We start from the raw sequence: 26,207 nt of genomic DNA on the forward strand, positions 1-26,207 counted from the left end.
AATGAAGAATGAAGAATTGGCGCTTGTGGCGTCGGTTTCTCGTTTTTCATTCCTCATTCCTTATTCCTCATTCTTTGCGTTATGGGGTTTGCTATTTTCTTGCTGCTGCTCACGGTGCTGGGCGCGGGCGCGGCGGCGGCGTGGGTGCCGGTGGCGCAGGGCGGCCGCTGGATGAAGCCGCTGCTGGCCTTTAGCGGCGCCTATCTGTTCACGCTCACGGTCACGCACATTTTGCCCGAGGCGCTGGAACTGCTACCGGGTCATTCGGCGCGGGTGGGCTATTGGGTGCTGGCGGGCTTTTTCGGGCAGCTGCTGCTGGAGGTGCTGTCGCAGGGCGTGGAGCACGGGCACGTACACCACGAGGCCGCGCACGGGCACGACGCGCCGGGCCGGGTGCCGTTTTTGCTGCTGGGGGCGCTGGTGGTGCACTCGTTTCTGGAGGGCAGCATCTTGGTGCGCAACCCGGAGGTGGGCGACATCAGCCAGAATTTCTACGCCATTGTGGTGGGCGTAGCGCTGCATCACATGCCGGCGGCGTTTGCGCTGGCCACGCTGCTGCGGCTGCGGCTGGGCAGCTTCCGGCGGGTGTGGCCGGGGCTGCTGATTTTCGCGCTGGCCTCGCCGGTGGGCATTCTGTTCAGCAACTACGTGGTGCTGAGCAAGCTGCTGAGCACGGGGCTGTACGCGGCGCTGCTGGGGCTGGTGGCTGGCAATTTCCTGCACGTATCCACCACCATCCTCTTCGAAACCAGCCCCGAGCACCGGCTCAACTGGCCCAAGCTGGGCGCTACACTGGCGGGGCTGCTGCTGGCGCTGGCAGTGGCGTAGCGCAGTTTTGTGAGCCGGAGTTGGCATTCCAAGTCACAGCTCCACTTTCAAATGAAGTCGTTTAGAAAGTCTGAAAATTTAAAACTGAACGTCATGCTGAGCGAAGTCGAAGCATCTCTACCGCGCAAGCATATCATTTACTACTGCGGTAGAGATGCTTCGACAAGCTCAGCATGACGAGCTGAAGACTTCCTAAATAGCTTCCATAGCAGGAACGGTGGTTTGCAATACGTTATAAAGTCATTTGGCTGCAGTTTTATCTGGCATCAAGCCAGTAAAGACCCCGCTATTCTTTCGGCCAGACTACTTATTGCTTCGCCTTGTATTCTTCTCTAATCCAGCCAATGGCACGCGCCACTACTTCTGCTGGCTTGAGCGGTTCGTCGGGGGCTATTGAGTGGCCATACCGTACCAGGCGGCGGTCGGCGAACACGGCGGTTGTCAGCAAGAGAACGGACCCATCGGACAAGTAAAAGCGGCTTCTGCTGGTAGACACGCCGCACGTGCCCGCCCCAAAGCTGCGGGTGTGTTTCCGGGCTTTGAAGGCAACCGCCACGGCCTCGCCCGAGCTGGCCGTTAAGGTATCGGTCAGCACAGCCACTACCGGGCTAGTAGACTTCAACGTGTAATAACTGGCTGTTTCTGCCTGTACATCGCCGTCAAATAAGGCCTTGCCTTTTTCGTAGCGCCAAACGGCTTTCGTATTGTTCGGGTCTAAAGAGTAACCCAGCGTGTCTTCTCCCAAAATCGGCCCTACCCCCACGAGCATCGGCCACATATTCCCCCCCATGTTTCCTCTCAAATCCACGAGCCAGCCTTTTAACTCTCGTTTATCCCGCTCCTTAATTTGGGCCTGCACGTGGGCGATGTACGCGTCCAGCTTTTCCTGGCTGCCGACAACCCAGGGAATTCTGATGTAGCCGATGTCCTGGGGCACCGGCTCGTCGGGGTATATTGGGGGTTGCTGGTCAGCGGGGGCCTCGGGGCTATTTACTGGGCTGGCGGGCACAAAAGCACTGTGCTTATCGCCCAAGGCAACGATGGCCAATAAAACCGCTGGATAGGCCTGCTCAATTGTTTTGGCGCCGCTTGCCTGCGCTAGCAGATTCTTCCTGAAATTTACCCAGTTTATCGCCGCCCGGTTGATGGAATTGGCTTGCATGATACCGGCCACTTCCTCCAGGTATTTCTGCACCGCAGGGGCGGGCGGTCTACGTTGGGCATCACAAGAGATAACGAGGAAGCATAAAAGACAGAGCTTGACCATCCTGTTTGCGTGGGGTGTTGAGGCGAAGCTCAAGCAGACTCAGACAGTTGCTTATAAATCCAAGGTAGGCCCAACACCCAATAAAAACGCCTCCAGCTGGCGGGCGCGGGCCGTTTCGCGGGCCAGCAGCGTCTGCAGGCGCACCAGGCGCTGGCGCATGGCCAGAATCACGTCGAGGGCTTCGGGGGCCAGGCCCAGCTCGTGGTGCAAGCGGGCGAGGCGCGGCAGGTCGTCGGGCTCATCGACGATAACGGTTTCGGGCGCGGGGGCCAGGCGCAGCAGGCCGGCTTGCAGAAACTCGTGCAAGGCTGTGGGTGCCAAGCCGTAGCGGGCCGAGCATTCCTGAAAAGTGAGGGTGATGAAGTGCGTTTCCATGGCAACGAAACAAGGTTAGGCTTCGGGACGAAAGGCGGCCAGTTGCTGAATCAGTTCTTTTTCGGGCTCGGTGAGGTGCTGCGGGAGCGTCAGGTTCAGGCGCAGGTACAGGTCGCCGAACTGGCCGTCCTTGCGGTACACGGGGAAGCCTTTGCCGCGCAGGCGCAGGCGGGTTCCGTTCTGGGTTTCGGGCTTGAGCTTGATTTTGACGGGGCCGCTGAGCGTATCCACGGTTTGCTCGCCGCCGAGCAGGGCTTTGTAGATGCTCACGGGCACGTCCTGGGTGAGGTCGTCGCCGGTGCGGGCGTAGCGGGCATCGGGCCGGATGCGAAAGGTGATGAGCAGCGAGCCGTTGGGTCCGCCGTTGCGGCCGGGGCCGCCCTGGTCGCGCAGCCGGATGGTCTGGCCGTCGGCCACGCCGGGCTGAATGGTGATGCGCAGGTTTTTGCCGTTCACCGTAATGGTGCGCGGGCCGCCGTGGTAGGCTTCCTCCAGGCTCAGCTCCAGCTCGGCCGAGTAGTCCTGACCGGCGCCGGGGCGGCTGCTCCGGCCCCCGCCGCCGCCCATGTTGCCAAACAACGAGCCGAAGAAGTCGGAGAAATCCTCGCCTTCGCCGCCGAAACCGCCCCCAAAGCCGCCGCCCTGGCCCTGAGTGTACTGGCTCCAATCGAAGCCGCCGCCGGGCTGGCCGCCGCGGCCGGCCCCGCCGCCGGGCTGCTGCTGGTAGCGCTGCCAGTCGGCCCCGAACTGGTCGTACTTCTTGCGCTTTTCGGGGTCGCTGAGGACTTCGTTGGCCTCGTTGATTTCCTTGAATTTTTGCTCCGCGCCTTTGTCGTTGGGGTTCACATCGGGGTGATGCTGGCGGGCGAGCTTGCGGTAGGCCTTCTTGATTTGCTCGGCGGTGGCCGTCTTTTCGAGGCCCAGCGTCTTGTAATAGTCTTTGTAATCCATCGCGGGAAGGAGTTGAAGAGGCCGTGGTGCGGCCGGGCAGCAAGTTATCTGCTATTCGTACATACGGCGTTTGCGGTTGCAGAAATACGCCCGCTTATTATCGCCACAAGCCGCCCCCGACAACGGCCCGGCCCGCTGTCCGCATAGGTGCGGCAGAACCAATCCACTAACACCAATAGGGGCGTACAGACCAGCAGCAAGGCGTACAGACCAGCAGCAACAAACAGGCATCAAAATTGAATATGGCCTTTTTGACCAAACTTTTTCAGCCAGAAATCGGTACAAACCGGACAACTGAAACATTTTTCTAATTTGCACTCGTACATTAAGAGAAGATGAAGTTGAATGTAAAAAAAGGTGTAACTTGCGTTCTATTAACGATTCACCCAATGCTTAACTTATTCTATTTTTAACTTTACCATGAAATACCCGACGCTCATCTGCCACATTCTCGTGCTGTTGTTGCTCACGGGCGCTGCGGCCCAGGCCCAAACTAAACTGCCACCCCGCCGCCCTGGGGGCGCCGTGCCGGCACGAGCCAAACTGGCCGCCAACGGCGAAGGCCGCAAAGACGGCCTGACCATGGAAAAAGGCCGCGTCATTCTCACAGAACTGGGCATCTCGAACCCGCTCACGGCCGACAAAAAGCTGATTAACGGCACCACCATCAGCGCCGGCGGGCTGGTGACGGCCACCAATGGCACCACCACCCAAATCAACGAGGGCGACCATGTGTCGCTGAGTGGGCGCGTCACCTCCCGCCGCGAAATTGCGGTGGCCGACAGCCTGGCCAAAATCAAGTCCTTCGATGCCTTACATCCCGGCAAGCGCGAGAAAATGCAGGAAGCCGCCGAGAAAAAGGAAAAAGCCCGGGCCAAGCTGGCCGAGCAGCGCGCCAAAAACCTGGAGAAAGTAGCCGAGCGGGCCGCCCGCCGCAAGAAATAAGCACCGGCTCCCACTGCTGGCCGCGCGCCGCTTCGCTTTCGGGCGGGGCGGCGCGTTTGCTTTTGAAACCAGCGGCGGTTTGTGTTGCAGAAGCGGGGTTTTGTGTAGCTCCGGTCCCCACCCCGGGCCGGAGCTTTGTGTTATCAAAAAACACTCACATCCAACCCTAACAAGATGAGCGATATCAAACGAGTAGCCCTGGGCAGCCAAGGCCTGGAAGTGCCGGCCGAGGGCCTGGGCTGCATGGGCATGACGGCCGGCGTGAACGGCATGAGCGTGTACGGCGAGGCCGACGAGGCCGAAAGCGTGGCTACCATCCACCGCGCCTTAGAGCTGGGCGTGAACCTGCTCGACACGGCCGACCTGTATGGCCCCATGCTGAACGAGCGGCTGGTGGGCCGAGCCATTGCGGGCCGCCGCCAGGAGGTGATTCTGGCCACGAAATTCGGTTTTGAAGTAGACGATGCCGAAACCTGGACGGGCCAGTACAATGGCCGGCCCGAGTACGTGCGCAAGTGTATCGAACGCTCATTGCGCAATCTGGGCACCGATTACGTCGACCTCTATTACCTGCACCGCATCGACCCGAAAACGCCACTGGAAGACACGGTGGGCGCCATGAGCCGGCTGGTGGAGGAAGGCAAAGTGCGCTTCCTGGGTCTAAGCGAAGTGACGGCCGAAGAGCTGCGCCGGGGGCACGCGGTGCACCCCATCACGGCCTTGCAAACCGAGTATTCGTTGTTTGACCGGGGCGTGGAGGAAAACGGCGTGTTGCAAGCCACCCGTGAGATGGGCATCGGTTTCGTGGGCTATTCGCCGCTGGGCCGGGGCTTTTTGTCGGGCGATATCAAGACGCCAGACGACTTCGAGGCCAACGACTCGCGGCGCTGGTTCCCGCGCTACCAGGGCGAGAACTTCTATAAAAACCTGGCGCTGGTGGAGAAGCTGCAGACGCTGGCACAGGCCAAAGGCGTGACGGCCGCGCAGCTGGCCCTGGCCTGGGTGCTGGCGCAGGGCGTGGTAGCTATTCCGGGCACCAAGCGCCGCAAGTACCTGGAAGCCAACGTAGCGGCGGCCAGCCTCGTGCTGACTCCGAATGAACTGGCGGAGTTGGAAGCCATTATGCCGGTTGGCAGCCAAGCAGGCGCGGCTTACCCGGACGGGTTTTAAAAGGGTTTCAGGTGCAAGGGACATAACATTCAAGCACGTCACGCTTCAACTGCGCTCAGCATGACGTGCTTGAATTTTCCTTACACTATCACTACGCAATGGAATGGCGAACTTGCCGGCCTATTTTCCTGAAAGCGTATGGACTATTTTGTTGGCTACCGCGAGCTGCAAGTGACGGACAGTGAGCGGAACCTCACGTTTCCCCTGAGAGTGCTGTACCCTACGCCCCTACCCAGCCAGGCCGAAAGCGTGGGCCTCTATACGCTGGACGTGGCGCGTAATGCGCTCATCGGCCCGGGCGTGTTTCCGCTGGTGCTCATCTCGCACGGCACGGGCAGTTCGGGGCTGGTTCACCGGAATCTGGCCCACTACCTGGCGCGGCAAGGTTTTGTGGTGGGCCTGCCGGAGCACCCGCACAACAACCGCGACGACGACGCCTGGGCCCACACCACCCAAAACCTGATGGCCCGGCCCCGGCATCTGCAACTGGCCATTGATGCCTTGTTTGAGCATTTTCCAGCCTCGCTGAAGCCGGACACGGTGGGGCTCATTGGCCATTCGCTGGGCGGCTACACGGCGCTGGCACTGGCGGGCGGGCAACCCACCGCCACCCCGCGCGACTCGCCCGACTGGCAGCAGCGGCCCATTCCGGTGCCGGCCGATGCGCGGGTGAAAGCCCTGGTGCTGCTGGCGCCGGCCACACCCTGGTATCTGAACGAAGGCGCGTTGCACCACGTGCGGGTGCCCATCCTGCTGATGGAGGGCGCGCAGGACGAGCACGCCACCGCCTGGCACGGCCAGATTGTGCTGAACGGTGTGCCCGACCGCCGCCAAATCATGCACCGCGTGGTGCCCAACGCCGGGCATTTTTCCTTTTTGAGCCCGTTTCCGGCGGCGCGGGTGAGCCCGGCGTTTCCGCCGTCGCAAGACCCGCCGGGGTTTGACCGGGCGCGGTTTCAGGAGGAGATGAAGGCGGAGATTCTGGCGTTTCTGACGCGGGAACTGGGGGCTGGCTGAGTACCATACTGTCATCCTGAGCGCAGCGAAGGACCTTATCACGCAAGAAAAAGTCGTTTCACCATGATAAGGTCCTTCGCTGCGCTCAGGATGACAATTAGCGAACAAAACGACACTACCACCACTCATGAAACAGCCCAGCAAAGATTTCCAGGTGCTGCATACCGTCACGGACTACACGCGCTTTTGCGGGCGGCCGGCGCCGGCGCACCCGCTGCTCACCATCATCGACCTGAGCGAGACGCGCGGGCAGGCCCGGCCCACGGGCCTCACGCCGGTGGTGCCGCAGCTCTACAGCATCTGGCTGAAAAAGGGTCTGAAGGGCAATATTTACTACGGTCGGCAGTCCTACGATTTTGGCGAGGGCGTGCTGGGCTTTCAGGCGCCGGGGCAGGTGTTTGCCATTGACGAGACGCTGGACTTGTCGGAAATCAGCGGCTGGATGCTGGTGTTCCACCCCGACCTGCTCACGAAGTACCCGCTGGCCAAGAAGATTCTGAGCTACAGCTTCTTCTCTTACGATGTGCACGAGGCGCTGCACCTTTCGGCCAAAGAAGAAGCGGTGCTCGATGGCCTGCTGCGCAACATCAAGGCCGAGTACGAGCAGCCCATCGACGCCTTCAGCCAAGATGTGCTCATTTCCCAGCTGGAGGTGCTGCTGAGCTACGCCAACCGCTTCTACCACCGCCAGTTCCTGACGCGGCGCACACCCGCGCACGACCTGCTCAGCCGCTTCGAAACCCTGCTGACCAGTTACTTCGCCCACGAAGGCGAGCAGCCGCTGCCCACCGTGCAGCACTTCGCCGATGCCTTGAGCGTGTCGCCGGCCTACCTCAGCGACCTGCTGCGCACCCTCACCGGTCAAACCACCCAGCAGCACCTGCACCATGCCCTCATCGAGCAGGCCAAGCACCTGCTGCTCAGCACTTCGCTCACCGTGAACGAGGCAGCATTTCGGCTGGGGTTCGAGTATCCGCAGTATTTTACGCGACTCTTCAAGAGCAAAACGGGGCTCACGCCGGCGGCCTTCCGGTTTTCGGCGCAATAAGCGGGCGGCCAGAGCGGGCCGGATTGCGGAGCTTACGGCTACCTTCGCCCGCCTTACGTATTCCCGCTCATGCTTTTCTATACTGTGATGAAACCGCTGGTGCAGGTGGCGCTGCGGGTGTTTTTCCGCCGCATCGAAACCCGGCACCGCGAGCGCCTGAACCAGCCCGGCCCCCTGCTCTTCGCAGGCAACCACCCCAACACCCTCATGGACCCGCTGCTGACGGCCATTCAGACGCGGCAGCCGGTGGCGTTTCTGGCCAAAAGCACGTTTTTCGTCAACCCCATCGTGCGGGCCATCATGCAGTCGGGCAACTCCATTCCCATCTACCGGCGGCACGACGCCGAAGTGGACGGCGCCCGCGCCACCCCCGAGCAGGTAGCCGCCCAAAACGAAGCCAGCTTCGGCCGCTGCTACGATTACCTGGACCAAGGCGGCACCATCATGATTTTTCCCGAAGGCACCAGCGTGAGCGAGCGCCGCCTGCGCCCCCTCAAAACCGGCGCCGCCCGCATTGCGCTGGGCGCCGAGGCCCGGCACGACTTCAAGCTGGGTTTGAAGGTGGTGCCGTTGGCCATCAACTACTTTGACCCCAGCCGCTTCCGCTCCGACGTGCTGCTGAACGTGGCCCCGCCCATTCGGGTGGCCGACTACGCCGCCGCCTACGCCCAGGACCCCGAAGCCGCCGCCGACCAGCTCACTGACGCCATTCGGGAGGCGCTGGAGCGGCGCCTGGTCATCACCCGCGACGCGGCCGAGGACGCCTTCGTGCAGCAGGTGGAGCGCACCTTCGGCAACCACCTCAACCCCGACGACGACCCCAACACGCTCTACGACAACTTCCAGCTCAGCCAAACGCTGCTGCAGGCCCTGGCCTGGTTCGAGCAGCACGCCCCCACCCGGCTGGTGGCCATGCGCCTGCAGTTCCAGACCTACCTCGCCGACCTGCGCCGCTTCCGCATCACCGACGAAGCGCTGGAGGGCCAGCGGCGCGGCACCTTCGCGGGCCTGCTCAACCTGTTTTTTGGCGCGCCGGTGTGGCTTTACGGGGTGCTGAACAACTACCTGCCCTATATTCTGCCCTCGGTCGTAGCCAAACGGGCCACCAAAGAGGCGGAGTTTGTGGCGCCCATTATGCTGGTGGTGGGCATGATTACGTTCCCGCTGGCCTACGCGCTGCAGGCCGCCGCCGTGCAGCACTACCTCACGCACGACTGGCGCCTCACGGTCCTCTACGTGCTCAGCCTGCCCCTCACCGGCTTCTACGCCCTGGGCTACTGGAACAACCTGAGCGCCCGCCTCGAGCGGCTGCGGGTGCTGCGTTTCTTCCGCGCCACGCCCACTTTGGGCGAGGAACTATTGCAGCGCCGCGCGGGCCTGGTACGGCAGCTGGAAGAGGCCCGGAAGGAGTACCTGGCGGGCCGGGCAAAGGCGTAGGTGCAATAGAAGGGTAACACTGAAAAAAGCACGTCATGCTTCGACTCCACTCAGCATGACGTGCTTTTTTGCTGGCTCTCTGCCCCCTTATTCCAACGGCATCTGGCCGAACCACATGGTTTTGCCGCTCTTATTCTCACCGAAATACACGATGCTATTTTTGCCGCCCATGGGCAGCTGCGGCATCGAGTTGTTGAGGAAATACTGCTCGTTGCCGAACTTGGTGAAGTTGCTGAGCTTGGCCGAAGCCAGGTCGATTTTGGCCACCGCCGGGTAGTAGAGCACCTTGGCCGTACCCGATTCCATGCCGCCCATTTCGCGCACGCCCGTGATTTCGCCTATCATCCAGTACACGCTGCGGCCGTCCTGGCCGAGATAGGTGTGCTGCTCGTTGGGGTTCTGCTCGCTGAACTTGTTGTTTTCCTGGCGGCGCACGCCGTACTGGGCGCGCAGCTGGCCCTTGTTGTCGAAGTGAAACATCATCACGTCGCGGTAGTCTTTCAGGTTTTCGCTGCTGCTCATACTGGTACCGCCTTTCCCAGCCAGGCTCATCAGCCCCCCGGCCAGCCCGCCGCCGCTGGAGGCCGTTTTTTGCGCCCCCAGTCCCAGGCCCTTGCGCTCAAATTTGAAGGCCTGGCCCTGAATGAGCAGGTCGCCGTTGGGCAGAATCGTGCCGCCCGTCACCTTGAAGCGCTTGCCCGTGTACTCGGGCGTGCGCTTTTGCGAAGGCGGCGTTTGCAGCTTCTTCTCAAACTCCTCAATCGGCGTGCTGCTGATGAAGCGCACCGCGCCGTCCTTAATCTGGGCCAGTTGGAAGTTTTTGGCCTTGAAGGCTTCCTCTTCGGGCTCGCGGGTGCCGCCGTTGGCGATTTGCGAGGGAATGTACTTGGCGAAGTATTCGTCGGCTTTGTCGTTGGCCGGGCCGAAGAGGGAGACGGTACCGTCGGCGCTTTGGGCCATGCCGTTCACCAGCCACGCGCCGTTGGGCGAGGCCAGGGCCACCCGGCCGCGCTCCTTGGTATCGGCGCCCACGCGCACGAAGGCGTAGTTGGTGGGCGCGTCGGCGTTCTTCTTGCCGGCCACAGGCGAGGGCGCAAACACGAAGCCCAGGTCGTATTCGGGGTCGGCGCTGTCGTCGGCGTCCTCGTCGCGGTCGCCCTGCGGGTCCAGCTTTTTGGCTTCCACCACGCTCATGGGCTTGTCAAAATTCAGCGGCGTATCGGCCACCAAATCCAGGTCCTTGTTGAATTTGAGGACGTGGAATTCCTTGTACATCTTCATCGGGTCCATGCCCTTGCCGATTTTGTCCTTTACCGAAGTAAGGACCACCACGGTGCCCGTCTGGTCGTAGTCGGCGTGGGTGAGGTACTGGTAGTAGGCGCCGTTGTCGCCGCGGGGCTTCACCTTTTCCAGGATTTCCACCTTCTTGTTGTAGCCGCCCCACACCCAGTCCCACTTGTAGTGCACCTGCTTGCGGCGCAGCACCAGCGTGCCCATCATATTGGGCTCTACGGTCACGCCCAGCACGTCGTACAGGTCGCCCTTGTAGCGCTTCACCTTTTCCATAGGCTCCTCGCTTTCGTCCATGCCCTTGAAGTTGAATTGCTTATCGAAGTGATAGGTTTCAAACTTCACCTTGCGGTTGGTGGCCTTGGTGCAGAAAGTCAGGTCCACCTTATTGGCCGGCTCGTCAATTTTCACGTCGTCGAGAAAGCCGCGCTTGGCCTTGCCCGACACGTCGTGGGTTTTTTCAAGGGCCAGCTTCTGGGCCAGCAACGGGGCAGGGAGCAAGGCGACGGCCACGGCAGCAGCCGGCAGCCAGCACCCAAGGGCACGGTTTTTCATCAGAACGAACAGAAAAAGGATGGATGGCGCGGCCAACGTTTTAGCCCTGACAAAGGAACCCGTCCCTCTTGCCCTCGTCAATCCGTGCCAGCGGGCATATTTCCGTCCGTGCTGACACGGAGAGTTGGCGTGCCAGACACTTTCTCCTACCAGAAAGCCCCGGCCCCGAGAAAGCGCACCCCCAACCCTTCTCCTCAGGAGAGGGGAGCCGGACGAGAATTTTCTGGAAATGATAAAGCCCAGGCACTACGCAAGGCCGGGGCTTTGTCAAACTGTTAAGCCAGACGCTGGAAACAAGACAGATTAGCTGCACTTCGCTTGCTTCGCCACGCTCGCAATGCCTACCCCAACACCGCTCCTGCCAACAGCGCCACCGCAATGATGGCCACACTCGGCACCTTGTCCCAGAGCAGCAGCAGGAAGGTGGTGCCCACCAGCAGCGGGTTCAGCGGCAGCGTGTCGATGGGGCCCAGGTGGAAGGGCAGGTCCAGCAGGCGGTAGGGCAGCGGGTGGTAGAGCAGGAACGTGGCCGCGCACACCAGCCCCGCGCTCACGGCGTTGATGCCCTCCAGCGAGGCCTTCACCACGCGGTACTGCCGCAGCCGGTCCCAGAAGCGGATGACGAAGAAGATAAGGAAGGTGCCCGGCAGGAAAATGCCCGTCACGCCCACCAGCGCGCCCAGTACTTGCATGCCCACGCCGCCCCCCGCCGGCCGCATGGCCAGCGCCCCGATGTAGGCCGCCACCGAAAAATTGGGCCCTGGCATGGCCTGCACCAGCCCCAGCCCCGACAAAAACTCCGGCCCCGTGAGGTAGTGTTTAAACTCCACGAACTCGGCGTAGAGCAGCGGCGCCAGCACCTGCCCGCCGCCAAACACCAATGAGCCGTTGCGGAAGAAATTTTCGAACAGCCGCACCGGCAGCAGGCGCGTGTAGTGCCCCAGCACGGCCGCCCCCACCAGCGTGCCCGACCACAGGAAAAAGTTGGCCCACTCCACGCGCAACGGCTTTTTCTCCTGCTCGATGGCATGCTTGCGGTAGCGCACCGTCGTCACGGCGCCGCCGGCCAGCAGCAGCAGCGGCAGCATCCAGGGCAGCTGGAAAAAGTAGGCCAGCATAGCCGCCGCCACCATCAGCCCCACCGAGGTTTTGGTGTGAATGACCTTCTCCGAAATCTTGTACGCCGAGAACGCCACAAACCCCACCGCCACCGGCTGCACAAACTGCACCAGCGCTGCCACCCGGGCCGGGTCGAGGTAGCTCAGGGTAAGGGCCGCCAGCGTCATCAGCACCACGGCCGGCGCGGCCCACACCAGCAGCGTGAGGTAGGCCAGATTGGGCCCGCCCAGCCGGAACCCGATGACGGTGATGGTCTGCGTCGACGTCGGGCCCGGCAGCAGAGCACACAGCGCCTGCAGTTCCAGCAGCTCGGCGGCCGAAATGTAGCGGCGCTTCTCCACCAGCAGCCGAAAAAACATGGCCAGGTGCGCCTGCGGCCCGCCAAAGGCCGTGCAGGCGAGCACGGCCACGTCTTTCAAAAAAATAATGCCCCGCACCCGCCGCGTCCGCTGGCCCGAGCGCCGCGGGGGCGGCGTGAGCGACACGGGGGCAGCAGCGGGCGGCGGGGCAGAATTTGGTGGCGTTGGAACGGCCATAAAAAGAACGTCATGCAGAGCGCAGCGAAGCATCTTTACCGCGCAATGCAATTAATTACTATTGCAGTAGAGATGCTTCGACTTCGCTCAGCATGACGTTCCAAATTAATGGTCTGGTAATGCCTTACTTCTTCTTCAAGCCCAGCTCAATCAGGCGCTCGTTCAGGAACTCGCCGGCCGTGATGTCGGCCTCCTTCTTGGGGTTGTCGGGCGTCACGCAGTGCTCCAGGGCGGCCAGGCTCATTTCCGAGCGCGGGTGCATAAAGAACGGGATGCTGTAGCGCGAGGTATTCATTTTCTCGCGCGCCGGGTTCACCACGCGGTGAATGGTGGATTTCAGCACGCCGTTGGTGAGGCGCTGGAGCATGTCGCCCACGTTCACCACAATCTGGTCGGGCAGGGCCGTAATGGGAATCCACTTGTCGTCGCGGCGCTTCACCTGTAGGCCGTCGGCGCTGGCGCCCATCAGTAAGGTAATCAAGTTGATGTCGCCGTGTTCGGCGGCGCGCACGGCGTCGGCCGGCACCGCGTCCGGGTCTTCGATGGGGAAGTAGTGAATGGGGCGCAGGATGCTGTTGCCGTGCTTCACCTTGTCGTCGAAGTAGTTTTCGGGCAGGTGCAGGTAGAGCGCAATGGCGCGCAACACGTCCTGGCCGGCGCTTTCCAGCGTGCGGTAGGCGCGGAAGGTGCTTTCCTTAAACGAAGGCACTTCTTCGGGCCAGATGTTGGCCGGGTACTCTTTTTTGATGGGGTCTTCGGTTTCTACTTCCTGGCCCACGTGGTAGAATTCCTTGAGGTCGCCAGTGTTGCGGCCCTTGGCGTGCTCCTTGCCTTTGCTGATGTAGCCGCGCTGGCCGGCCAGCTCGGGGTTTTCGTAGCGCTGCTTGGCGGCGTCGGGCAGCTGGAAGAAGGCCTGCACATCGGCATACAATTGTTTGGTCTGCTCGTCGTTGAGGCCGTGGTTTTTCAGGGCCACAAAGCCGATGTTCTGGTAGGCCTCGCCGAGCTGCTGCACGAAGCGGGCCTTGCGCTCGGGGTCGCCGGAACGGAAATCGGCGAGGTCGAGCGAGGGAATTTGGTCAAGAAGTTGGTCTTGCATGGGAAAATTAGGTTTACTTTGGGGCGGCAAGCCCCCGGAAGTCGGAAGGCAAGGCCGCAAGTTAAGAAAAACCCCGAACCGGACACCCTGCGTAAGCGGATGCGGCTACGGGTCTACCCTAAAATTACTGCCAAACTTTTTTTGAGCCTTCTTTATACCATGAAAACTTCTCATTGGCTGCTGTGCAGCACCTTGACGCTGGCCGCCCTTGCTGGTTGCGAAACGAGCAAACCGGCCACCGACGTTAGCGCTTCCGCTGGCAAGCCCGGCACGACCACCCGCAGCACCACCGGAGAAAGCATGGAGTCCAACGGCATTCGCCTGACGCCCTTCGGCGACTCGCCCAAGTTCCCGGAAGCTCAGATGCAGCTGCGGCAGCCCATCGCCAACTCCACCGTGCCCAGCGGTGAGGTGACGTTCAACTACCAAATCAGCAACTTCCAGCTCACTAAAATGAGCGGCGGCCCGCACATGGGCGAAATGGCGAACTCGATGAAGGGCCAGCACATCCACAACATCGTGGACAACGAGCCCTACACCGCCCACTACGAAACCACCTTCACCAAAGCCATTCCCGATGGCCAGCACGTGGTGCTCTCGTTCCTGTCGCGCTCCTACCACGAGAGCCTCAAGCACCGCGGCGCCTACGACTTGCGCATCATCAACGTAGGCAACGGCGAAAAGCCCGCCACGCCCGTCATCAACGTGAACGGCCCGAACCTGTTCTACAGCCGCCCGAAAGACACCTACTCCGGCGCCGATGCCAAGCGCATCATGCTGGACTTTTACCTGGTGAACACCACGCTCGAAGCCGGTGGCAACCGCGTACGGGCCACCATCAACGGCACCGAATTCATGCTCGACCGCTGGATGCCCTACATGATGGAAGGCCTGCCCGCCGGCGAAAACACCGTGAAGCTGGAACTCGTGGACAGCAGCGGCACCCTCATCCCCGGCCCCTACAATTCGGTGACGCGCAAGTTCACGGTAGCCCCGTAAAGCGGGTTGCCTTTTCAGCGAGAACGTTGTCATAAGAACGTCATGCTGAGCGAAGCCGAAGCATCTCTACTGCGACAGTAATCCAATCGAAAGGATTTACTATTGCGGTAGAGATGCTTCGGCTTCGCTCAGCATGACGTTCTTCTTTTATACATTCTGTTTTCAGGGAAAACCGTTTGCCGGATTTCATCCACTTTCCTCGCCATGCCGTCTGATTCGCTCAATTCTGCCCGCACACTGGTCTCGCTGCTCACCCGCGAGCAGGTGCTGCGCGCCCTGCGCCAGATAGCCCGCGAAGGCCGCCCGCTGCCGCCCGGTACCGTGTACGAGTTGGTGTACCGGGGCCGGCGCTACCCGCCCCGCGCCGTGGCCGAGCTGGCCTACCGCCTGGCCACCGGCAACCCCGCCGCCCACTGGCCCCGCCCCGCCGGCGCCCCCACCAACGCCCTGCTCGAAAGCCTCGACTTCACCATCAGCACCCGGCGGCCGGTGCTCACTTCCGGCTCGGGCCCCGACGGCGAAGAAGTGGCCCACCAGCAAGCCGAGGACCTTTACACCGGCCTGCCCAAGGAAACCCCGGATGCCCAGTTGGCCAGTGCTGCCGCCGAGCCAGCCCTGCCCTACGCGCCCGCTACTTATACCCGCACTGATGCGCTGGCGGAGTTATTCATCGAGGAAGCGGCGCTGGATGCGGCCCTGGCCGGCCTGCAGCGCCGCCGCAACCTGCTGCTGCAAGGCCCGCCCGGCACCGGCAAAACGTTTCTGGCCCGGCGCCTGGCCTGGCTGCTGCTCGGCGCCCAGGACGAGCGCCGCGTGGAACTGGTGCAGTTCCACCCCAGCTATGGCTACGAAGATTTTATGCTGGGCTTCCGGCCCGATGCGAAAGGTCAGTTCCACCTTGTGCCCGGCGTGCTGCCGCTGCTCTGCCAGCGCGCCGCCGCCGACCCCGGCCGGCCCTATTTTCTGCTGATTGACGAAGTGAACCGCGGCAACGTGCCGCGCATTTTTGGCGAGCTGCTGCTTTTGCTCGAAGCCGACAAGCGCGGCCCGACCCACGCCCTGCGCCTGCCTTACGCCCCGCCGGACGCGCCCCGATTTTTCGTGCCCGACAACCTCTACGTCATCGGCACCCTCAACCTGGCCGACCGGTCGCTCAGCCCGCTCGATTATGCCTTGCGCCGCCGGTTTGCCTTCGTGGTGCTGGCGCCGCAGTTTGGCGCGCCGCTGCGGCAGTATCTGGCGGCGCGGCAGGTGCCGCCAGCAATTATTGAGCAGCTATGCACCCGCATGGCCGCGCTCAACCAGGTCATTACTGATGACCCCGAGTTGGGGCCGGATTTTGAAGTCGGCCACAGCTACTTCTGCCAGCCGCCCACCGAGCCGGCGCAAGCGGAGGCGTGGCTGCAACTGATTTTCGAGCAGGAAATCGGGCCGCTGCTCGCCGATTATTGGCGGGAGCAGCCGGCCACGGCCGCCACGCAGCTGCGCAAGCTGCTGGCATACAAATAGCTTTAGTTTTTGAAGAAGCCACAAACCCTCATGCTCAACTTTCGCAAAGGGTGCATCATTCTGTTCAATCTGGCAGTTGGCGCGTGGCTGGCGAAAGTCATCTTCTTCGATGAAAGCAGCGATGATATTGGGTTGTTTGTCCTGCTTACCTTATTCTTCTTGGGTATTTACGATGTGTATACGTGGATTCTGTACCGCCGATTTCCTGCGAATGAGCAGCATCGGTATTTCACCGAAGTACTGCTTGTAGTATTTCTTGTTCTACCATTGATTCTGCTTTGGGGCATGACATCTTGAAAAAACCTGTATGGCAAATGGCTGGCATGGCAAGCAGAGGTGTTATTTGACAGCATAGCATGATTTTGCACTCGTGATACCGCTACCCACCCTCTACTACTTCCTCTGCTACGCCTGGAACCGGCTGCCCGAGCCGGCCGTGCTGCAAGCCAGCGAAGCCACGCCGTTTCATCGGCCGTTGGGGCTGCTGGCGCAGGTGCTGCTGCACGCCACGCGCCGCCTGCTCCGCGCCGGTCTGCCGCGCACTTTCGAGCTCCGAACGGCTGAGCTCACCAGCCTGCGCGGAAGGGTGGAACTGGCCCCCAGCCTTGGGCGCGGCTTGCTGGCGCAGGGCCGCGCCGTGTGCTCGTTCGATGAGCTAGACACTGATTCGCCGCTACACCGCCTGCTGGCCCAGACGCTGACCGTGCTGGCGCGCGCCACGGACCTGCCCCTGGCTTTGCGGCGCGAGTTGGGGCACGTGCGGCGGCGCCTGCCCGATGCGCAAGTTGATACGCCGCCGGCCCCGCCCACCGCCGCCACCTTTCGTGAGTTGCGGCGGCAGCGGCCGAGTAGCCAAGAGGCGTTTTTGCTGCACATCTGCGAGTTGGTGTGGCTCACGGCGCTGCCCGAGCCGGCTGCCAACGGCCGGAGCCGCTTCGCCGATTTCCGGCGCGACGAGGTGCTGATGGCGCGATTGTTCGAGCAGTTTACGCGCAACTTTTTCCGCCGCGAGCAGCGCCGCTACCGCGTGTATGCCGAAACCATCGCCTGGCAGGCCGAAGCTCCGCAGCCCGACGACCTGGCCCTGCTGCCCACCATGCTCACCGACACCACCCTCGACGCGCCCGACCGCAAAATCATCCTCGACACCAAGTACTACGCCGCCGCCCTGCGCCCGCGCTACGACCGGCAGCGCCTCATCGCGCCGCACCTTTACCAGCTCTACGCCTACCTCCAGAACCAGCGCCCCGCTCCTGGCCAGGCCCTGGAGGGCATTCTCCTCTACCCGGCCGCCGCGCAGGCCATGGACGTGCGCTACACGCTGGGCGGCCACCCGGTGCGGGTGGTCACCCTCAACCTGCACCAGCCCTGGGCCGGTATTGCCGCCGATTTGCTGGCGTTGGTTGAATAAAAGTGCAGATATTGGGCACAAAAAAACAGCCCGAACTTGCGTCCGGGCTGTTTCTATAAGCAAAGGAATCAGATGCTGACCGAAGGCCAGCGGCCAATTACTTCTTAACTTCTTCAGTCGTGGTGGTGGTGGTAGCGGCAGGAGCCGTAGCATCAGCAGCGGGAGCAGCGGCAGGAGCCGTAGCGTCAGCAGCGGGAGCAGCCATGGCGGTGGTGTCGGTGGTAGTGGTGGTGGTCGTCTCGGTGCTAGCAGCAGGAGTCTCAACGGTGGTTTCTTCGGTCTTCTTCGACTCGCACGAGGTCAGACCAGCGGTGAGGGCCAGGCCCAGAGCAGCAACTTTGAACAGGTTGTTCATTTTGAGGGTAATTTTGAAAGTGGGTTAACTTAAAAACGCCCTTTATCCCGCCCTACCGAAAAGGTAACCCGGGTTAGAAAAATATTTTTTCGCCGGGTTACTTACCGCCCGCTTTCGTATTAATTCCCAAAGTGAATGAGCAGGGGCAATCCAACTTCCTCTTCTTTGACTCCTACCGACGACGCGCTGATTGCCGCCATTCGCTCCGGCGATGAGCGGGCGCTGGCCCACCTCTACCGGCTGCACTGGCCCATGGTGTCGCACTTCGTGCTGCAAAACAGCGGCTCCGAAGACGATGCCCAGGACGTGTACCAGGAAGGCGTGATGGTGTTTTATGAAAAAGTACGCGACGGCTCCTTGGAGCTGAGCTGCCAGATTAAAACCTACCTCTACGCCGTGTGCCGCCGCCTGTGGCTGAAGCGCCTCACGAGCAAAAGCCGCTTCGGCGTGCGCCTGCTCGACGACGAGGAGCACGGCCCCTACCTCAACACGGGGGCCGAGGAAGATGTGCTGGCCGCCGAGGAACAGGACCGCCGTTTCGCCACCATGAGCGAGGCCCTGAACCACCTGGGGGAGCCCTGTCGTTCGCTTTTGGAAGGCTTTTACCTACTCGACAAGTCGATGCAGGACTTAACCAGCGAATTTGGCTACACCAACGCCGATAACGCTAAGAATCAGAAATATAAGTGCCTCGTGCGCCTCAAAAAATTATTTTTTGCCCATTATAAGGAAGAGCCTATCTGATATCGTTAGCTGCGGGCAAACGGCCCGCAGAATTTCCAATACGCTTACCGCTGCCGGTTCCCACCCCGCGGCTTTTACCCATGATGACTGAAGCAGACTACTACGCCTTATTTGAAGCTTACTCGCACGGCGAGCTGGCCGGGCCCGCCCGCACCAGCCTCGAAGCGCGCCTGTCGGCCGACCCGGACTTTGCCCTCCGCTACGCCGACTTCACCGAACTGACCGGCACCCTGCGCGCCTACGGCCGGCGCCAGCAAACGCGGCAGCAGCTACGCGGCCTCCACGCCGCCATGCTGGCCGCCGAGGCCCCGGCCGAAGCCGTTGTGGCCGAAAAACCTGCCACTGGCCTCACCCACACCGTGAACCCGATGCTGCGCATTTCGCGCACCGAGCGCAAGCTGCGCGAATTCTGGAGCGGGCACCGCGCCACGGTGGGCGTGGCCGCCTCGGTGGCCGTGATGGCCGTGTTTGCCACGCTGCTGGGCCTGGATATTTGGCGCAACTCGCATTTGCCCACGCGTTCGGGTTATCAGGCATTGCGCTTAGAGATAAATAACCTCAAGCATAATCAGAAGGTATTGGACAAGACTATCAAGCGTATCGATGGCGGCGTTGCGCCACCGTTAGCGCCGGTTAGCAAGTTCAGTGGCACGGGCTTCGCTTTGACTTCGGAAGGCTATCTGGTGACTAGCTACCACGTTATACAAGGTGCTGACTCGTTGCTGATTGAAGGCAAAAACCATCAGCGCTACCACGCTGAGCCGGTGTATTCCGACATCAAGCACGACCTGGCCATTCTGCGCATTACGGACCGGAAATTCACCGGCTTCGGCCGCCTGCCTTACGCTATCAAATCTGGCCAGGCTGATTTGGGCGAGCGGGTATTTACGCTGGGCTACCCCCGGGAGGACGTCGTGTACGGCGAAGGCTCGCTGAGCGCGCGTTCGGGCTTCGAAGGTGATACGGCCTTCTACCAAGTGAGCATTCCGGTAAACCCGGGCAACTCGGGCGGCCCGCTGCTCGATGAGCGCGGTAACCTGATTGGGGTGGTGAGCGGCCGTCAGAACGACGCGCAGAGCGCCGCTTTCGCCACGAAGTCGTCGTATCTGGTGCGACTGGTCGATTCGTTGGCCGCCACGGCCAAGGCCACCGCGCCTTACCACTTGCCCCGCTATGGCCAGCTGGCCGGCTCGGGCCGCCCACAGCAGCTCAAAAAGCTGCAGGATTACGTGTTTGTAGTAAAGGTGTACGAGAAAGACTAATGGCGGCTTGCTGCTGCCGTTGCTGAGAAGCGCCCTGTTCCTGGTGGAACGGGGCGTTTTTATTTTTGGGCGAGCACCCCGAAGCTCCTGCTTCGGCTCGTTGAACGATTCAAACGCGGGCCGAAGCAGAAGCTTCGGGGTACTCGGTCTGATAGCGCCGTACCATCCTCACGGCAGCAGCAGTTCCTGGAGCTGCTTGAGGGCGGTGCGGCCGTTTTCGTAGCGGTCAGAACCGCAGTACACATGCTCATGGTCATAGGCAGTGATAAGGGCGGCGTTGATGGCTTCGCGGCGGTTGATGCGCAGGAACTGCGGGCGCAGGGCTTCGGGCACGAGCTGCTCGAGCACGTAGGTGAGGGAGCCGCGCAGGGGGTAGCTCACGCGCTGGTCGGCCAGATGCAGGGTCACGTAGTTTTTGCTGGCTTCGAGGCGTTGCACTTCGCGCCAGTAGAGCTTGTGGGTGCGCTCGCCCAGCTTCACGAAGAAAAAATCGGGGGCGGGGGCCAGAGGAGCGGCTTCCGGCATGGCCTGCCGGTAGCTGGCGTGCTCCAGCGCCGCCTGAATGGCCGCGAACAGCGCCGGCCCGCCCACCGGCTTGATGAGGTAGCCGCTGGGCCGCAGCTGCGTGGCCTGCCGAATAGTGGCCAAGTCGGAATACGCGGTGAGGAAGACGAACGGCGGGCCGCCGGCGTCGCCCAGCTCGCGGGCCAGGGCCAGGCCGGAGTGCGCGGGGTCGGCGCTGCCGAGGTTGATGTCGAGCAGCACCAGGTCGGGCCGCAGGGCGGCATCGGCCAGGGCGGCGCGGGCTTCGGCCAGGGTGTAGCAGGTGGCGGGTATCTGGTAGCCCAGGTCTTCCAGGGTCAGGCGCAGGTTTTCGGCAATCAGGGCTTCGTCTTCCACGACGAGTACCCGGAGGAGGTTAGGCGAGGGTTCCATGGGAGGTAGAAAAGCACAGCTCGTAAAAGTAGGGCTGGCCGGGCGGGGTGTGCAGGGTGGCGCCGAGCTGACGCGTGAGCAGGGCAATGAGCTGGGTGCCCAGGCCGGCCACGGGCGGCGGGGTGCCGGAGGCGGGCGGCAGGCCGTTGTCGGCGTAGGTGAGGCAGGTGCGGCCGGGCTCGTGGCGCAACGACACGATGATTTCGAGCACCGGCTCGCGCGGGGCGGCGTACTTGATGGAGTTCGTCACCCACTCGTTGAGGATGAGCGAGAGGGGCAGGTACTGGGCGGGGACCAGCTTGAGCGACATGGTTTGCAGGTGCGTCACCACCTGCCGGTCGTTGGCCAGGCAGCCCACCACCGACGAGATGAGTCCCTTGAGGTACACGGCCAGGTCGGGGCCGGTGTCGGGGTTGGCGAGGAGCTGGTTGTGCAGAGCGGCGATGCTCTCCACGCGCAGGCGGGCGGCCTGCAGGTGCCCGATGACCTCCTCGTTGTCGGTGCGGCGCTCCTGCATGTGCAGCAGGCTGTACACCATGTGCAAGTTGTTTTTGACGCGGTGCTGGATTTCCTTGTTCAGCACTGCCACCTCCTCGGCTTGCGCGTCGAGTCGGGTGTTCGAGTCGGCTAGCTCGGCGTTGGCGCGGGCCAGGGCCTGGGCCTGCTGGCGCGAGCGCCGCTGCTGGTCATACAGGTAGAAGCTCAGCAGCGTGATGACGGCCAGGCACACGCTCAGGCCCCACAGGGCGCGGGTGCGCAGGCCCTGGCGGGCGGCCTCGGCCTGGTGCTGGCGGCGGGCGGCGCGCTCCTCCGACTCCACCAGCGTCTGGCGCAGCTGGGCCAGGTCGCCGCCGTTGTTGAGGCTGTCGCCGAGCTGCCGGCTCAGGCTCAGGTAGCGGTAGGCGGGCGCGTACTGCCCGGCGGCAGCGTAGAGGTCGGCCAGGTTCAGGCCGTAGTAGATGCGGTCGAAGGCGTTGCCGACGCGAGCGTAGCCCTGGCGCAGCGAGTCGAGGTAGGCTGGGCGCGCCGGGCGGCGGTAGTACACGTCGAGCCGGGCCTGGGCCAGGAAGTAGTGGTCGAGGTAATTATACGTTTCGGGGTCGTTGCGCACGGCGGGGCGATGCACCAGCTGGCGCAGCAGGCTGTCGGCCAGCGGGTAGTTGCGCACTTCGGTGGCGGTGAGGGCCATCTCGACGGTGGTGGGCACCTGGCGCCGCACCGATTCGGGGCGGGCCAGCAGCTCGGTGCGCAGGGCCCGCAGCTCGCGCACGGTGCGCAGGCTGTCGGGGATTTTGTCGTAGGCGTGGGCCACCAGGTAGCGGGCGTAGAAATAGCGCCGCCACGCCGCCGGCCGCCGCCGAAACAGCGCCGCGGCCTCCTGAAAGGCGGCCACCGTCTGGCGGGGCTGCCGGTTCCAGGCGTCGTACACGCGGGCTTTGGCAAACACGGCCTCGGCCAGCAGCAGCGTGTCGCCGGAGCGGTCGGCCAGCACGCGGGCGCTGTCGTAGTAGCGCTGGGCGCGGGCGAAGCTCTGGTAGCCCTTCTTCTCGGCGTAGACTGAATCGCCGCGGTGCAGCAGCTGCCGGAAGCGGGCGGCCAGGGCGGCTGGCGGCGGGCCGGGTGCAGCCGGCGCGGGCCCGCTGACCAGCAGCCACAGCGCCCCAAGCAGCTGGCGGACCAGCCGCCCCCGGGAGCGAACAGCAGCACTTAGCGGGCGCATGGCATTGATTTGACGCATCAAACAAAGCGCAAAAGTAGCGCCCGCCCGGCTCGCGGCCGCGCCGCCCAACCTCAAAAAACCGGGCTTCGTGCTCAAAGCCAGCGGGGCCGCTGACGCCCCTTTTGCCCCGACCTCAAAAACCCAGGCTTCGCGCTCAAATACCTTGACAAACGCGGCCCAAAGGCCCTGCTTTGCACTTTCCACCCACCCCGCACCTGCCCGGCCGCCCGCCGGGCAGTTTCTTTTTCCGCCATCCGCTACTTCCAATTTTATCGCATAAGATGAAAAAACGTTTCCTCCCGCTGCTGGCCTTCGCGCTGCTGGGCCTCGGCACCACGGCCGCACGGGCCCAGGGCAACTTTGGCGTGGGCACCACCACCCCCGATGCCTCGGCCGTGCTCGACGTGAGCAGCACCACCCAGGGCCTACTGGTGCCCCGCATGAGCGCCGCCCAGCGCGGCCTCATTGCCAGCCCCGCCACCGGCCTGCTCGTGTACCAGCTCGATGGCAGCACCCCGGGCTTCTACGCCTACAACGGCAGCGTCTGGGCGCCCGTGGGCGGCACCGGCACCGCGGGCAGCACGGGCAGTGCGGGCCTGAATGCCCTGGTGCGCACCACCGCCGAAGCCGCCGGCGCCAACTGCACCACCGGCGGCACCCGCATCGAATCGGGCCGCGACACCAACGCCAACGGCACCCTCGACGCTGCCGAAATCACCGTCACCCGCTACGTGTGCAACGGCGCGGCCGGCGCCAGCGGCACCAACGGCAGCGCTGGCACGGCCGGCGCGGCGGGCACTGCTGGCCGCAACGCCTTGGTGCGCACCACCGCCGAAGCCGCCGGCGCCAACTGCGCCACCGGCGGCACCCGCATTGACGCGGGCCAGGATGCCAACGGCAACGGCACCCTCGACGCCGCCGAAATCGCCAGCACCCGCTACGTGTGCAACGGCGCGGCCGGCAGCAAAGGAGCTACCGGCGACCCCGGCGACCCCGGCACCCCCGGCACCCCCGGCAGCAAGGGCCCGAAGGGCGACCCCGGCGACCCCGGCACGGCCGGCACGACGGGCGGCAAAGGCCCGACCGGCGACCCCGCTCCCGGTCTGCCCGCCGGCGGCACCGCCGGCCAGGTGCTCGCCAAAGTAGATGCCACCGACTACAACACCCAGTGGACAACCCTTGTGTCGGCCAGCAGCTCGGTGCAGCTGCGGGCCGACAAAGTGGGCGGCACCGGCGAAACCGTGGCCCTGCTCAACGCCACCACGCCCACCACCATCGCCTTCAACAACGTGCTGGCCGCCCCCACCCTGGGCAGCTGGGACGGCAGCACCTACACCGTGGGCACCGGCGGGGCCGGGGCCTACCTCGTCCAGGCCGCGCTGCTGACCGCCGATGTGGCCAGCCGTTCCCTCGGCATCAACCTGCTGGTGGAAGTGAACGGCGCGGCCTACGGCAGCACGGCGGGCGACGTGTACTACAGCGCCTTCATCAACAGCAACAACCAGAACACGCCCACGGGCACCCGCATTCGGGGCGAGCTCTGCAAGGTGGTGTTTCTGAATGCGGGCGACACGTTCAAAATTCGGGGGGTCAGCAACAGCCAGCTTTACCAGCCCAACCCCATCACCACCACCGCCGCCAGCTACCTCACGGTAACGAAGCTGAACTAGGGGGCCGGTTTTTCCACGCACGACGACGCTATGCTTTTTTCGATGAAACCCGTTTTTGCCTCCTCCGCCCTGCGCCGCTGGCTGCTGCCCGCGCTACTGCTGGCCGCCACCGCCGCCCACGCCCAAAACAACGTGGGCCTGGGCACCACCACCCCGCACCCCTCGGCCGTGCTCGACGTGAGCAGCAGCAGCCAGGGGGCCCTCACCTCGCGCATGACGGCCGCCCAGCGCACGGCCATTGCCAGCCCCGCCACCGGCCTGCTCGTGTACCAGCTCGATGGCAGCACCCCCGGCTTCTACTTCTACAACGGCACCGCCTGGGCCGCCCTCAGCAGCCCCGGCACGACGGGCACCGCCGGCCTGAATGCGCTGGTGCGCACCACGGCCGAGGCGGCGGGCGCCAACTGCGCCACCGGCGGCACCAAAATCGAAACGGGCCAGGACGCCAACAGCAACGGCAGCCTCGACGCCAGCGAAATCACCGCCACCCGCTACGTGTGCAACGGCGCGGCCGGCGCCCCCGGCAGCGCCGGTAGCGCCGGCGCGGCGGGCACCGCGGGCCAGAACGCGCTGGTGCGCACCACGGCCGAAGCGGCCGGCGCCAATTGCGCCACCGGCGGCACCAAAGTAGAAAGCGGCCGCGACCTGAACGGCGACGGCACCCTCAATGCCAGCGAAGTAACCGCCACGAGCTACGTATGCAACGGCGCGGCCGGCGCCCCCGGCGCCAAGGGTGACAAGGGCACGGCCGGCACGGCGGGCACGGCGGGCACCACCGGCGCCAAGGGCGACAAAGGCGACCCCGGCACCGCCGGCACCGCCGGCGCCGCCGGAAGCAAGGGCGACCCCGGCCCCAGCGTAGCTGCGGGCGGCACGGCGGGCCAGCGCCTCAGCAAAGCCAGCGCCACCAACTACGACACTCAGTGGAGCACCGCCAGCAGTGGAGGCAGTGGCAGCAGCGGCCCCTCGGTGCAGCTGCGGGCCGATAAGGTGGGCGGCACGGGCGAAAACCTGCCCACCGCGGTATCTGCCACGGCCACTACCATTGCCTTCAACAACGTGCTGACCACGCCCACGCTGGGCACCTGGGATGGTACTACTTACACCGTGGGCGCGGGCGGCGCGGGCCTCTATCTCATTCAGGCCGCCGCGCTGGCCCCCGACAATAGCACCCCCACCAACACGGTGTCGCCCAACCTGCTGGTGCAGGTGAACAGCACGGCCTACGGCAGCACCACGGGCAATTACTACTACGGCATCTACCCGGTGATTGGCACCTCGCCGCCAGCGGGCATCAAGGCGCGGGGCGAAGTCAGCAAAACCGTGTACCTGAATGTGGGCGACACCTTCCGCATTCAGGGCATCGGGGCCAACTCGGCCACCACTACCCCAACCCTGAGCACTACAGCGGCCAGCAACGTGCTGGTAGTGAAATTGAATTAAGGGCCTGGGTTTTTTATGCACGACGTATCGTTTTCTCCCATGAAACTGCTTTCTTTCTCCACGGCCACCTTGCGCCGCCACGTGTTGCCGGTGCTGCTGCTGGGGGCGGCCACCGCCGCCCACGCCCAAACCCTGCCCAACGTGGGCGTGGGCACGACTACCCCCGATGCCTCGGCCCTGCTCGACGTGAGCAGCACCACGCAGGGGCTGCTGCTGCCGCGCCTCACGCTAGCCCAGCGCACGGCCATCGGCAGCCCCGCCACCGGCCTGCTGCTGTACCAAACCGACGGCAGCGCCCCCGGCTTCTACTTCTACGATGGCACGGCCTGGGCCGCCCTCGGCAGCAGCGGCCCAGGCGCAGCGGGCAGCGCGGGCCTGAATGCGCTGGTGCGCACCACGGCCGAGGCGGCGGGCGCCAACTGCGCCACCGGCGGCACGAAAATCGAAACGGGCCAGGACGCCAACAGCAACGGCAGCCTCGACGCCAGCGAAATCACCGCCACCCGCTACGTGTGCAACGG

The 26,207-nt window shown here is 63.6% G+C and carries 24 protein-coding genes; 15 read left to right on the forward strand and 9 right to left on the reverse strand.

All coding sequences use genetic code 11. The annotated features are described in order from the left end of the window. Positions 1–81 precede the first annotated feature (81 nt). Positions 82–828, forward strand: a complete 747-nt coding sequence (locus Q5H92_RS22445; RefSeq protein ID WP_305013807.1) for a ZIP family metal transporter — start codon at positions 82–84, stop codon at positions 826–828. A gap of 307 nt (positions 829–1,135) precedes the next feature. Here Q5H92_RS22445 and Q5H92_RS22450 read toward each other — a convergent pair whose 3' ends face one another. The 3 genes from Q5H92_RS22450 to Q5H92_RS22460 are packed head-to-tail and all read right to left on the reverse strand — an operon-like array spanning position 1,136 to position 3,421. Next, on the reverse strand, positions 1,136–2,095 hold the full coding sequence (locus tag Q5H92_RS22450; RefSeq protein WP_305013808.1) for a S41 family peptidase: 960 nt from the start codon (positions 2,093–2,095) through the stop codon (positions 1,136–1,138). Positions 2,096–2,146: 51 nt separating this feature from the next. Next, positions 2,147–2,470, reverse strand: a complete 324-nt coding sequence (locus Q5H92_RS22455) for a chaperone modulator CbpM (RefSeq protein ID WP_305013809.1) — start codon at positions 2,468–2,470, stop codon at positions 2,147–2,149. Between the two features lie 15 nt (positions 2,471–2,485). Then, positions 2,486–3,421: a J domain-containing protein gene (locus Q5H92_RS22460; protein ID WP_305013810.1), complete on the reverse strand. Its 936-nt coding sequence runs from the start codon at positions 3,419–3,421 to the stop codon at positions 2,486–2,488. Positions 3,422–3,841: 420 nt separating this feature from the next. Between Q5H92_RS22460 and Q5H92_RS22465 the strand changes: the two genes are divergently transcribed. The 5 genes from Q5H92_RS22465 (at position 3,842) to Q5H92_RS22485 (ending at position 9,038) form a co-directional block, all read left to right on the forward strand. Next, on the forward strand, positions 3,842–4,366 hold the full coding sequence (locus Q5H92_RS22465; RefSeq protein ID WP_305013811.1) for a DUF6799 domain-containing protein: 525 nt from the start codon (positions 3,842–3,844) through the stop codon (positions 4,364–4,366). A 174-nt stretch (positions 4,367–4,540) separates the two neighbouring features. Further along, a complete protein-coding gene (locus tag Q5H92_RS22470) occupies positions 4,541–5,536 on the forward strand; it encodes an aldo/keto reductase (protein WP_305013812.1) in 996 nt (331 codons plus the stop codon). A gap of 138 nt (positions 5,537–5,674) precedes the next feature. After that, positions 5,675–6,553 carry an alpha/beta hydrolase family protein gene (locus Q5H92_RS22475; RefSeq protein ID WP_305013813.1) on the forward strand — a complete coding sequence of 293 codons (879 nt, stop codon included), beginning with the start codon at positions 5,675–5,677 and terminating at the stop codon, positions 6,551–6,553. 127 nt (positions 6,554–6,680) lie between these two features. Continuing rightward, positions 6,681–7,601, forward strand: a complete 921-nt coding sequence (locus Q5H92_RS22480) for a helix-turn-helix domain-containing protein (RefSeq protein WP_305013814.1) — start codon at positions 6,681–6,683, stop codon at positions 7,599–7,601. 69 nt (positions 7,602–7,670) lie between these two features. Further along, positions 7,671–9,038 carry a lysophospholipid acyltransferase family protein gene (locus Q5H92_RS22485; protein ID WP_305013815.1) on the forward strand — a complete coding sequence of 456 codons (1,368 nt, stop codon included), beginning with the start codon at positions 7,671–7,673 and terminating at the stop codon, positions 9,036–9,038. An 87-nt stretch (positions 9,039–9,125) separates the two neighbouring features. Here Q5H92_RS22485 and Q5H92_RS22490 read toward each other — a convergent pair whose 3' ends face one another. The 3 genes from Q5H92_RS22490 to Q5H92_RS22500 all read right to left on the reverse strand — a co-directional run bounded on the left by Q5H92_RS22490 (position 9,126) and on the right by Q5H92_RS22500 (position 13,637). Further along, positions 9,126–10,883 (reverse strand): hypothetical protein, encoded by a 1,758-nt coding sequence (locus tag Q5H92_RS22490; RefSeq protein WP_305013816.1) that lies wholly within the window; start codon positions 10,881–10,883, stop codon positions 9,126–9,128. Between the two features lie 341 nt (positions 10,884–11,224). Beyond that, entirely contained in the window at positions 11,225–12,538 is a 1,314-nt protein-coding gene (locus tag Q5H92_RS22495) for a chromate transporter (RefSeq protein WP_305013817.1), read from the reverse strand. A 124-nt stretch (positions 12,539–12,662) separates the two neighbouring features. Beyond that, positions 12,663–13,637 (reverse strand): isopenicillin N synthase family dioxygenase, encoded by a 975-nt coding sequence (locus tag Q5H92_RS22500; protein WP_305013818.1) that lies wholly within the window; start codon positions 13,635–13,637, stop codon positions 12,663–12,665. Positions 13,638–13,796: 159 nt separating this feature from the next. Between Q5H92_RS22500 and Q5H92_RS22505 the strand changes: the two genes are divergently transcribed. From Q5H92_RS22505 to Q5H92_RS22520, 4 genes are all read left to right on the forward strand, one after another. After that, positions 13,797–14,636: a hypothetical protein gene (locus Q5H92_RS22505; RefSeq protein WP_305013819.1), complete on the forward strand. Its 840-nt coding sequence runs from the start codon at positions 13,797–13,799 to the stop codon at positions 14,634–14,636. A 204-nt stretch (positions 14,637–14,840) separates the two neighbouring features. Further along, the gene (locus tag Q5H92_RS22510) at positions 14,841–16,145 is read left to right on the forward strand and encodes an AAA family ATPase (RefSeq protein WP_305013820.1); all 1,305 of its coding nucleotides are present in this window, start codon (positions 14,841–14,843) and stop codon (positions 16,143–16,145) included. A 30-nt stretch (positions 16,146–16,175) separates the two neighbouring features. Beyond that, positions 16,176–16,442: a hypothetical protein gene (locus tag Q5H92_RS22515; RefSeq protein WP_305013821.1), complete on the forward strand. Its 267-nt coding sequence runs from the start codon at positions 16,176–16,178 to the stop codon at positions 16,440–16,442. A gap of 73 nt (positions 16,443–16,515) precedes the next feature. Continuing rightward, entirely contained in the window at positions 16,516–17,556 is a 1,041-nt protein-coding gene (locus tag Q5H92_RS22520; RefSeq protein ID WP_305013822.1) for a 5-methylcytosine restriction system specificity protein McrC, read from the forward strand. 97 nt (positions 17,557–17,653) lie between these two features. Here the strand turns inward: Q5H92_RS22520 and Q5H92_RS22525 are convergent, their stop codons facing one another. Further along, positions 17,654–17,911 carry a hypothetical protein gene (locus Q5H92_RS22525; protein WP_305013823.1) on the reverse strand — a complete coding sequence of 86 codons (258 nt, stop codon included), beginning with the start codon at positions 17,909–17,911 and terminating at the stop codon, positions 17,654–17,656. A 135-nt stretch (positions 17,912–18,046) separates the two neighbouring features. Between Q5H92_RS22525 and Q5H92_RS22530 the strand changes: the two genes are divergently transcribed. Beyond that, positions 18,047–18,655 carry an RNA polymerase sigma factor gene (locus tag Q5H92_RS22530; protein WP_305013824.1) on the forward strand — a complete coding sequence of 203 codons (609 nt, stop codon included), beginning with the start codon at positions 18,047–18,049 and terminating at the stop codon, positions 18,653–18,655. Positions 18,656–18,735: 80 nt separating this feature from the next. Next, entirely contained in the window at positions 18,736–19,917 is a 1,182-nt protein-coding gene (locus Q5H92_RS22535) for a S1 family peptidase (RefSeq protein ID WP_305013825.1), read from the forward strand. A 168-nt stretch (positions 19,918–20,085) separates the two neighbouring features. On the opposite strand, the gene Q5H92_RS22540 is transcribed toward Q5H92_RS22535, so the two are convergent. Both Q5H92_RS22540 and Q5H92_RS22545 read right to left on the reverse strand, forming a co-directional pair. Further along, the gene (locus Q5H92_RS22540) at positions 20,086–20,853 is read right to left on the reverse strand and encodes a LytR/AlgR family response regulator transcription factor (RefSeq protein WP_305013826.1); all 768 of its coding nucleotides are present in this window, start codon (positions 20,851–20,853) and stop codon (positions 20,086–20,088) included. Further along, positions 20,837–22,591 (reverse strand): sensor histidine kinase, encoded by a 1,755-nt coding sequence (locus tag Q5H92_RS22545; RefSeq protein ID WP_305013827.1) that lies wholly within the window; start codon positions 22,589–22,591, stop codon positions 20,837–20,839. The genes Q5H92_RS22540 and Q5H92_RS22545 overlap by 17 nt, the downstream gene beginning before the upstream one ends. A gap of 263 nt (positions 22,592–22,854) precedes the next feature. Here Q5H92_RS22545 and Q5H92_RS22550 point away from each other — a divergent pair, with 263 nt between their 5' ends. The 3 genes from Q5H92_RS22550 to Q5H92_RS22560 all read left to right on the forward strand — a co-directional run. Next, positions 22,855–24,243 (forward strand): collagen-like triple helix repeat-containing protein, encoded by a 1,389-nt coding sequence (locus Q5H92_RS22550; RefSeq protein WP_305013828.1) that lies wholly within the window; start codon positions 22,855–22,857, stop codon positions 24,241–24,243. Positions 24,244–24,285: 42 nt separating this feature from the next. Beyond that, entirely contained in the window at positions 24,286–25,686 is a 1,401-nt protein-coding gene (locus Q5H92_RS22555; RefSeq protein WP_305013829.1) for a DUF7151 family protein, read from the forward strand. Between the two features lie 39 nt (positions 25,687–25,725). Next, a partial coding sequence (locus tag Q5H92_RS22560; protein WP_440137027.1) for a phage tail-like protein occupies positions 25,726–26,207 on the forward strand: 482 nt, incomplete at its 3' end.

Origin of the sequence: Hymenobacter mellowenesis (assembly GCF_030581005.1) — a bacterium.
GTDB lineage: Bacteria > Bacteroidota > Bacteroidia > Cytophagales > Hymenobacteraceae > Hymenobacter > Hymenobacter mellowenesis.

What these genes read in the sequence shown, in the direction of transcription:
- Q5H92_RS22445 (WP_305013807.1), top strand. Translation starts at nt 82, where the DNA reads ATGGGGTTTGCTATTTTCTTGCTGCTGCTCACGGTGCTGGGCGCGGGC.
- Q5H92_RS22450 (WP_305013808.1), bottom strand. Translation starts at nt 2,095, where the DNA reads ATGGTCAAGCTCTGTCTTTTATGCTTCCTCGTTATCTCTTGTGATGCC.
- Q5H92_RS22455 (WP_305013809.1), bottom strand. Translation starts at nt 2,470, where the DNA reads ATGGAAACGCACTTCATCACCCTCACTTTTCAGGAATGCTCGGCCCGC.
- Q5H92_RS22460 (WP_305013810.1), bottom strand. Translation starts at nt 3,421, where the DNA reads ATGGATTACAAAGACTATTACAAGACGCTGGGCCTCGAAAAGACGGCC.
- Q5H92_RS22465 (WP_305013811.1), top strand. Translation starts at nt 3,842, where the DNA reads ATGAAATACCCGACGCTCATCTGCCACATTCTCGTGCTGTTGTTGCTC.
- Q5H92_RS22470 (WP_305013812.1), top strand. Translation starts at nt 4,541, where the DNA reads ATGAGCGATATCAAACGAGTAGCCCTGGGCAGCCAAGGCCTGGAAGTG.
- Q5H92_RS22475 (WP_305013813.1), top strand. Translation starts at nt 5,675, where the DNA reads ATGGACTATTTTGTTGGCTACCGCGAGCTGCAAGTGACGGACAGTGAG.
- Q5H92_RS22480 (WP_305013814.1), top strand. Translation starts at nt 6,681, where the DNA reads ATGAAACAGCCCAGCAAAGATTTCCAGGTGCTGCATACCGTCACGGAC.
- Q5H92_RS22485 (WP_305013815.1), top strand. Translation starts at nt 7,671, where the DNA reads ATGCTTTTCTATACTGTGATGAAACCGCTGGTGCAGGTGGCGCTGCGG.
- Q5H92_RS22490 (WP_305013816.1), bottom strand. Translation starts at nt 10,883, where the DNA reads ATGAAAAACCGTGCCCTTGGGTGCTGGCTGCCGGCTGCTGCCGTGGCC.
- Q5H92_RS22495 (WP_305013817.1), bottom strand. Translation starts at nt 12,538, where the DNA reads ATGGCCGTTCCAACGCCACCAAATTCTGCCCCGCCGCCCGCTGCTGCC.
- Q5H92_RS22500 (WP_305013818.1), bottom strand. Translation starts at nt 13,637, where the DNA reads ATGCAAGACCAACTTCTTGACCAAATTCCCTCGCTCGACCTCGCCGAT.
- Q5H92_RS22505 (WP_305013819.1), top strand. Translation starts at nt 13,797, where the DNA reads ATGAAAACTTCTCATTGGCTGCTGTGCAGCACCTTGACGCTGGCCGCC.
- Q5H92_RS22510 (WP_305013820.1), top strand. Translation starts at nt 14,841, where the DNA reads ATGCCGTCTGATTCGCTCAATTCTGCCCGCACACTGGTCTCGCTGCTC.
- Q5H92_RS22515 (WP_305013821.1), top strand. Translation starts at nt 16,176, where the DNA reads ATGCTCAACTTTCGCAAAGGGTGCATCATTCTGTTCAATCTGGCAGTT.
- Q5H92_RS22525 (WP_305013823.1), bottom strand. Translation starts at nt 17,911, where the DNA reads ATGAACAACCTGTTCAAAGTTGCTGCTCTGGGCCTGGCCCTCACCGCT.
- Q5H92_RS22530 (WP_305013824.1), top strand. Translation starts at nt 18,047, where the DNA reads ATGAGCAGGGGCAATCCAACTTCCTCTTCTTTGACTCCTACCGACGAC.
- Q5H92_RS22535 (WP_305013825.1), top strand. Translation starts at nt 18,736, where the DNA reads ATGATGACTGAAGCAGACTACTACGCCTTATTTGAAGCTTACTCGCAC.
- Q5H92_RS22540 (WP_305013826.1), bottom strand. Translation starts at nt 20,853, where the DNA reads ATGGAACCCTCGCCTAACCTCCTCCGGGTACTCGTCGTGGAAGACGAA.
- Q5H92_RS22545 (WP_305013827.1), bottom strand. Translation starts at nt 22,591, where the DNA reads ATGCGTCAAATCAATGCCATGCGCCCGCTAAGTGCTGCTGTTCGCTCC.
- Q5H92_RS22550 (WP_305013828.1), top strand. Translation starts at nt 22,855, where the DNA reads ATGAAAAAACGTTTCCTCCCGCTGCTGGCCTTCGCGCTGCTGGGCCTC.
- Q5H92_RS22555 (WP_305013829.1), top strand. Translation starts at nt 24,286, where the DNA reads ATGAAACCCGTTTTTGCCTCCTCCGCCCTGCGCCGCTGGCTGCTGCCC.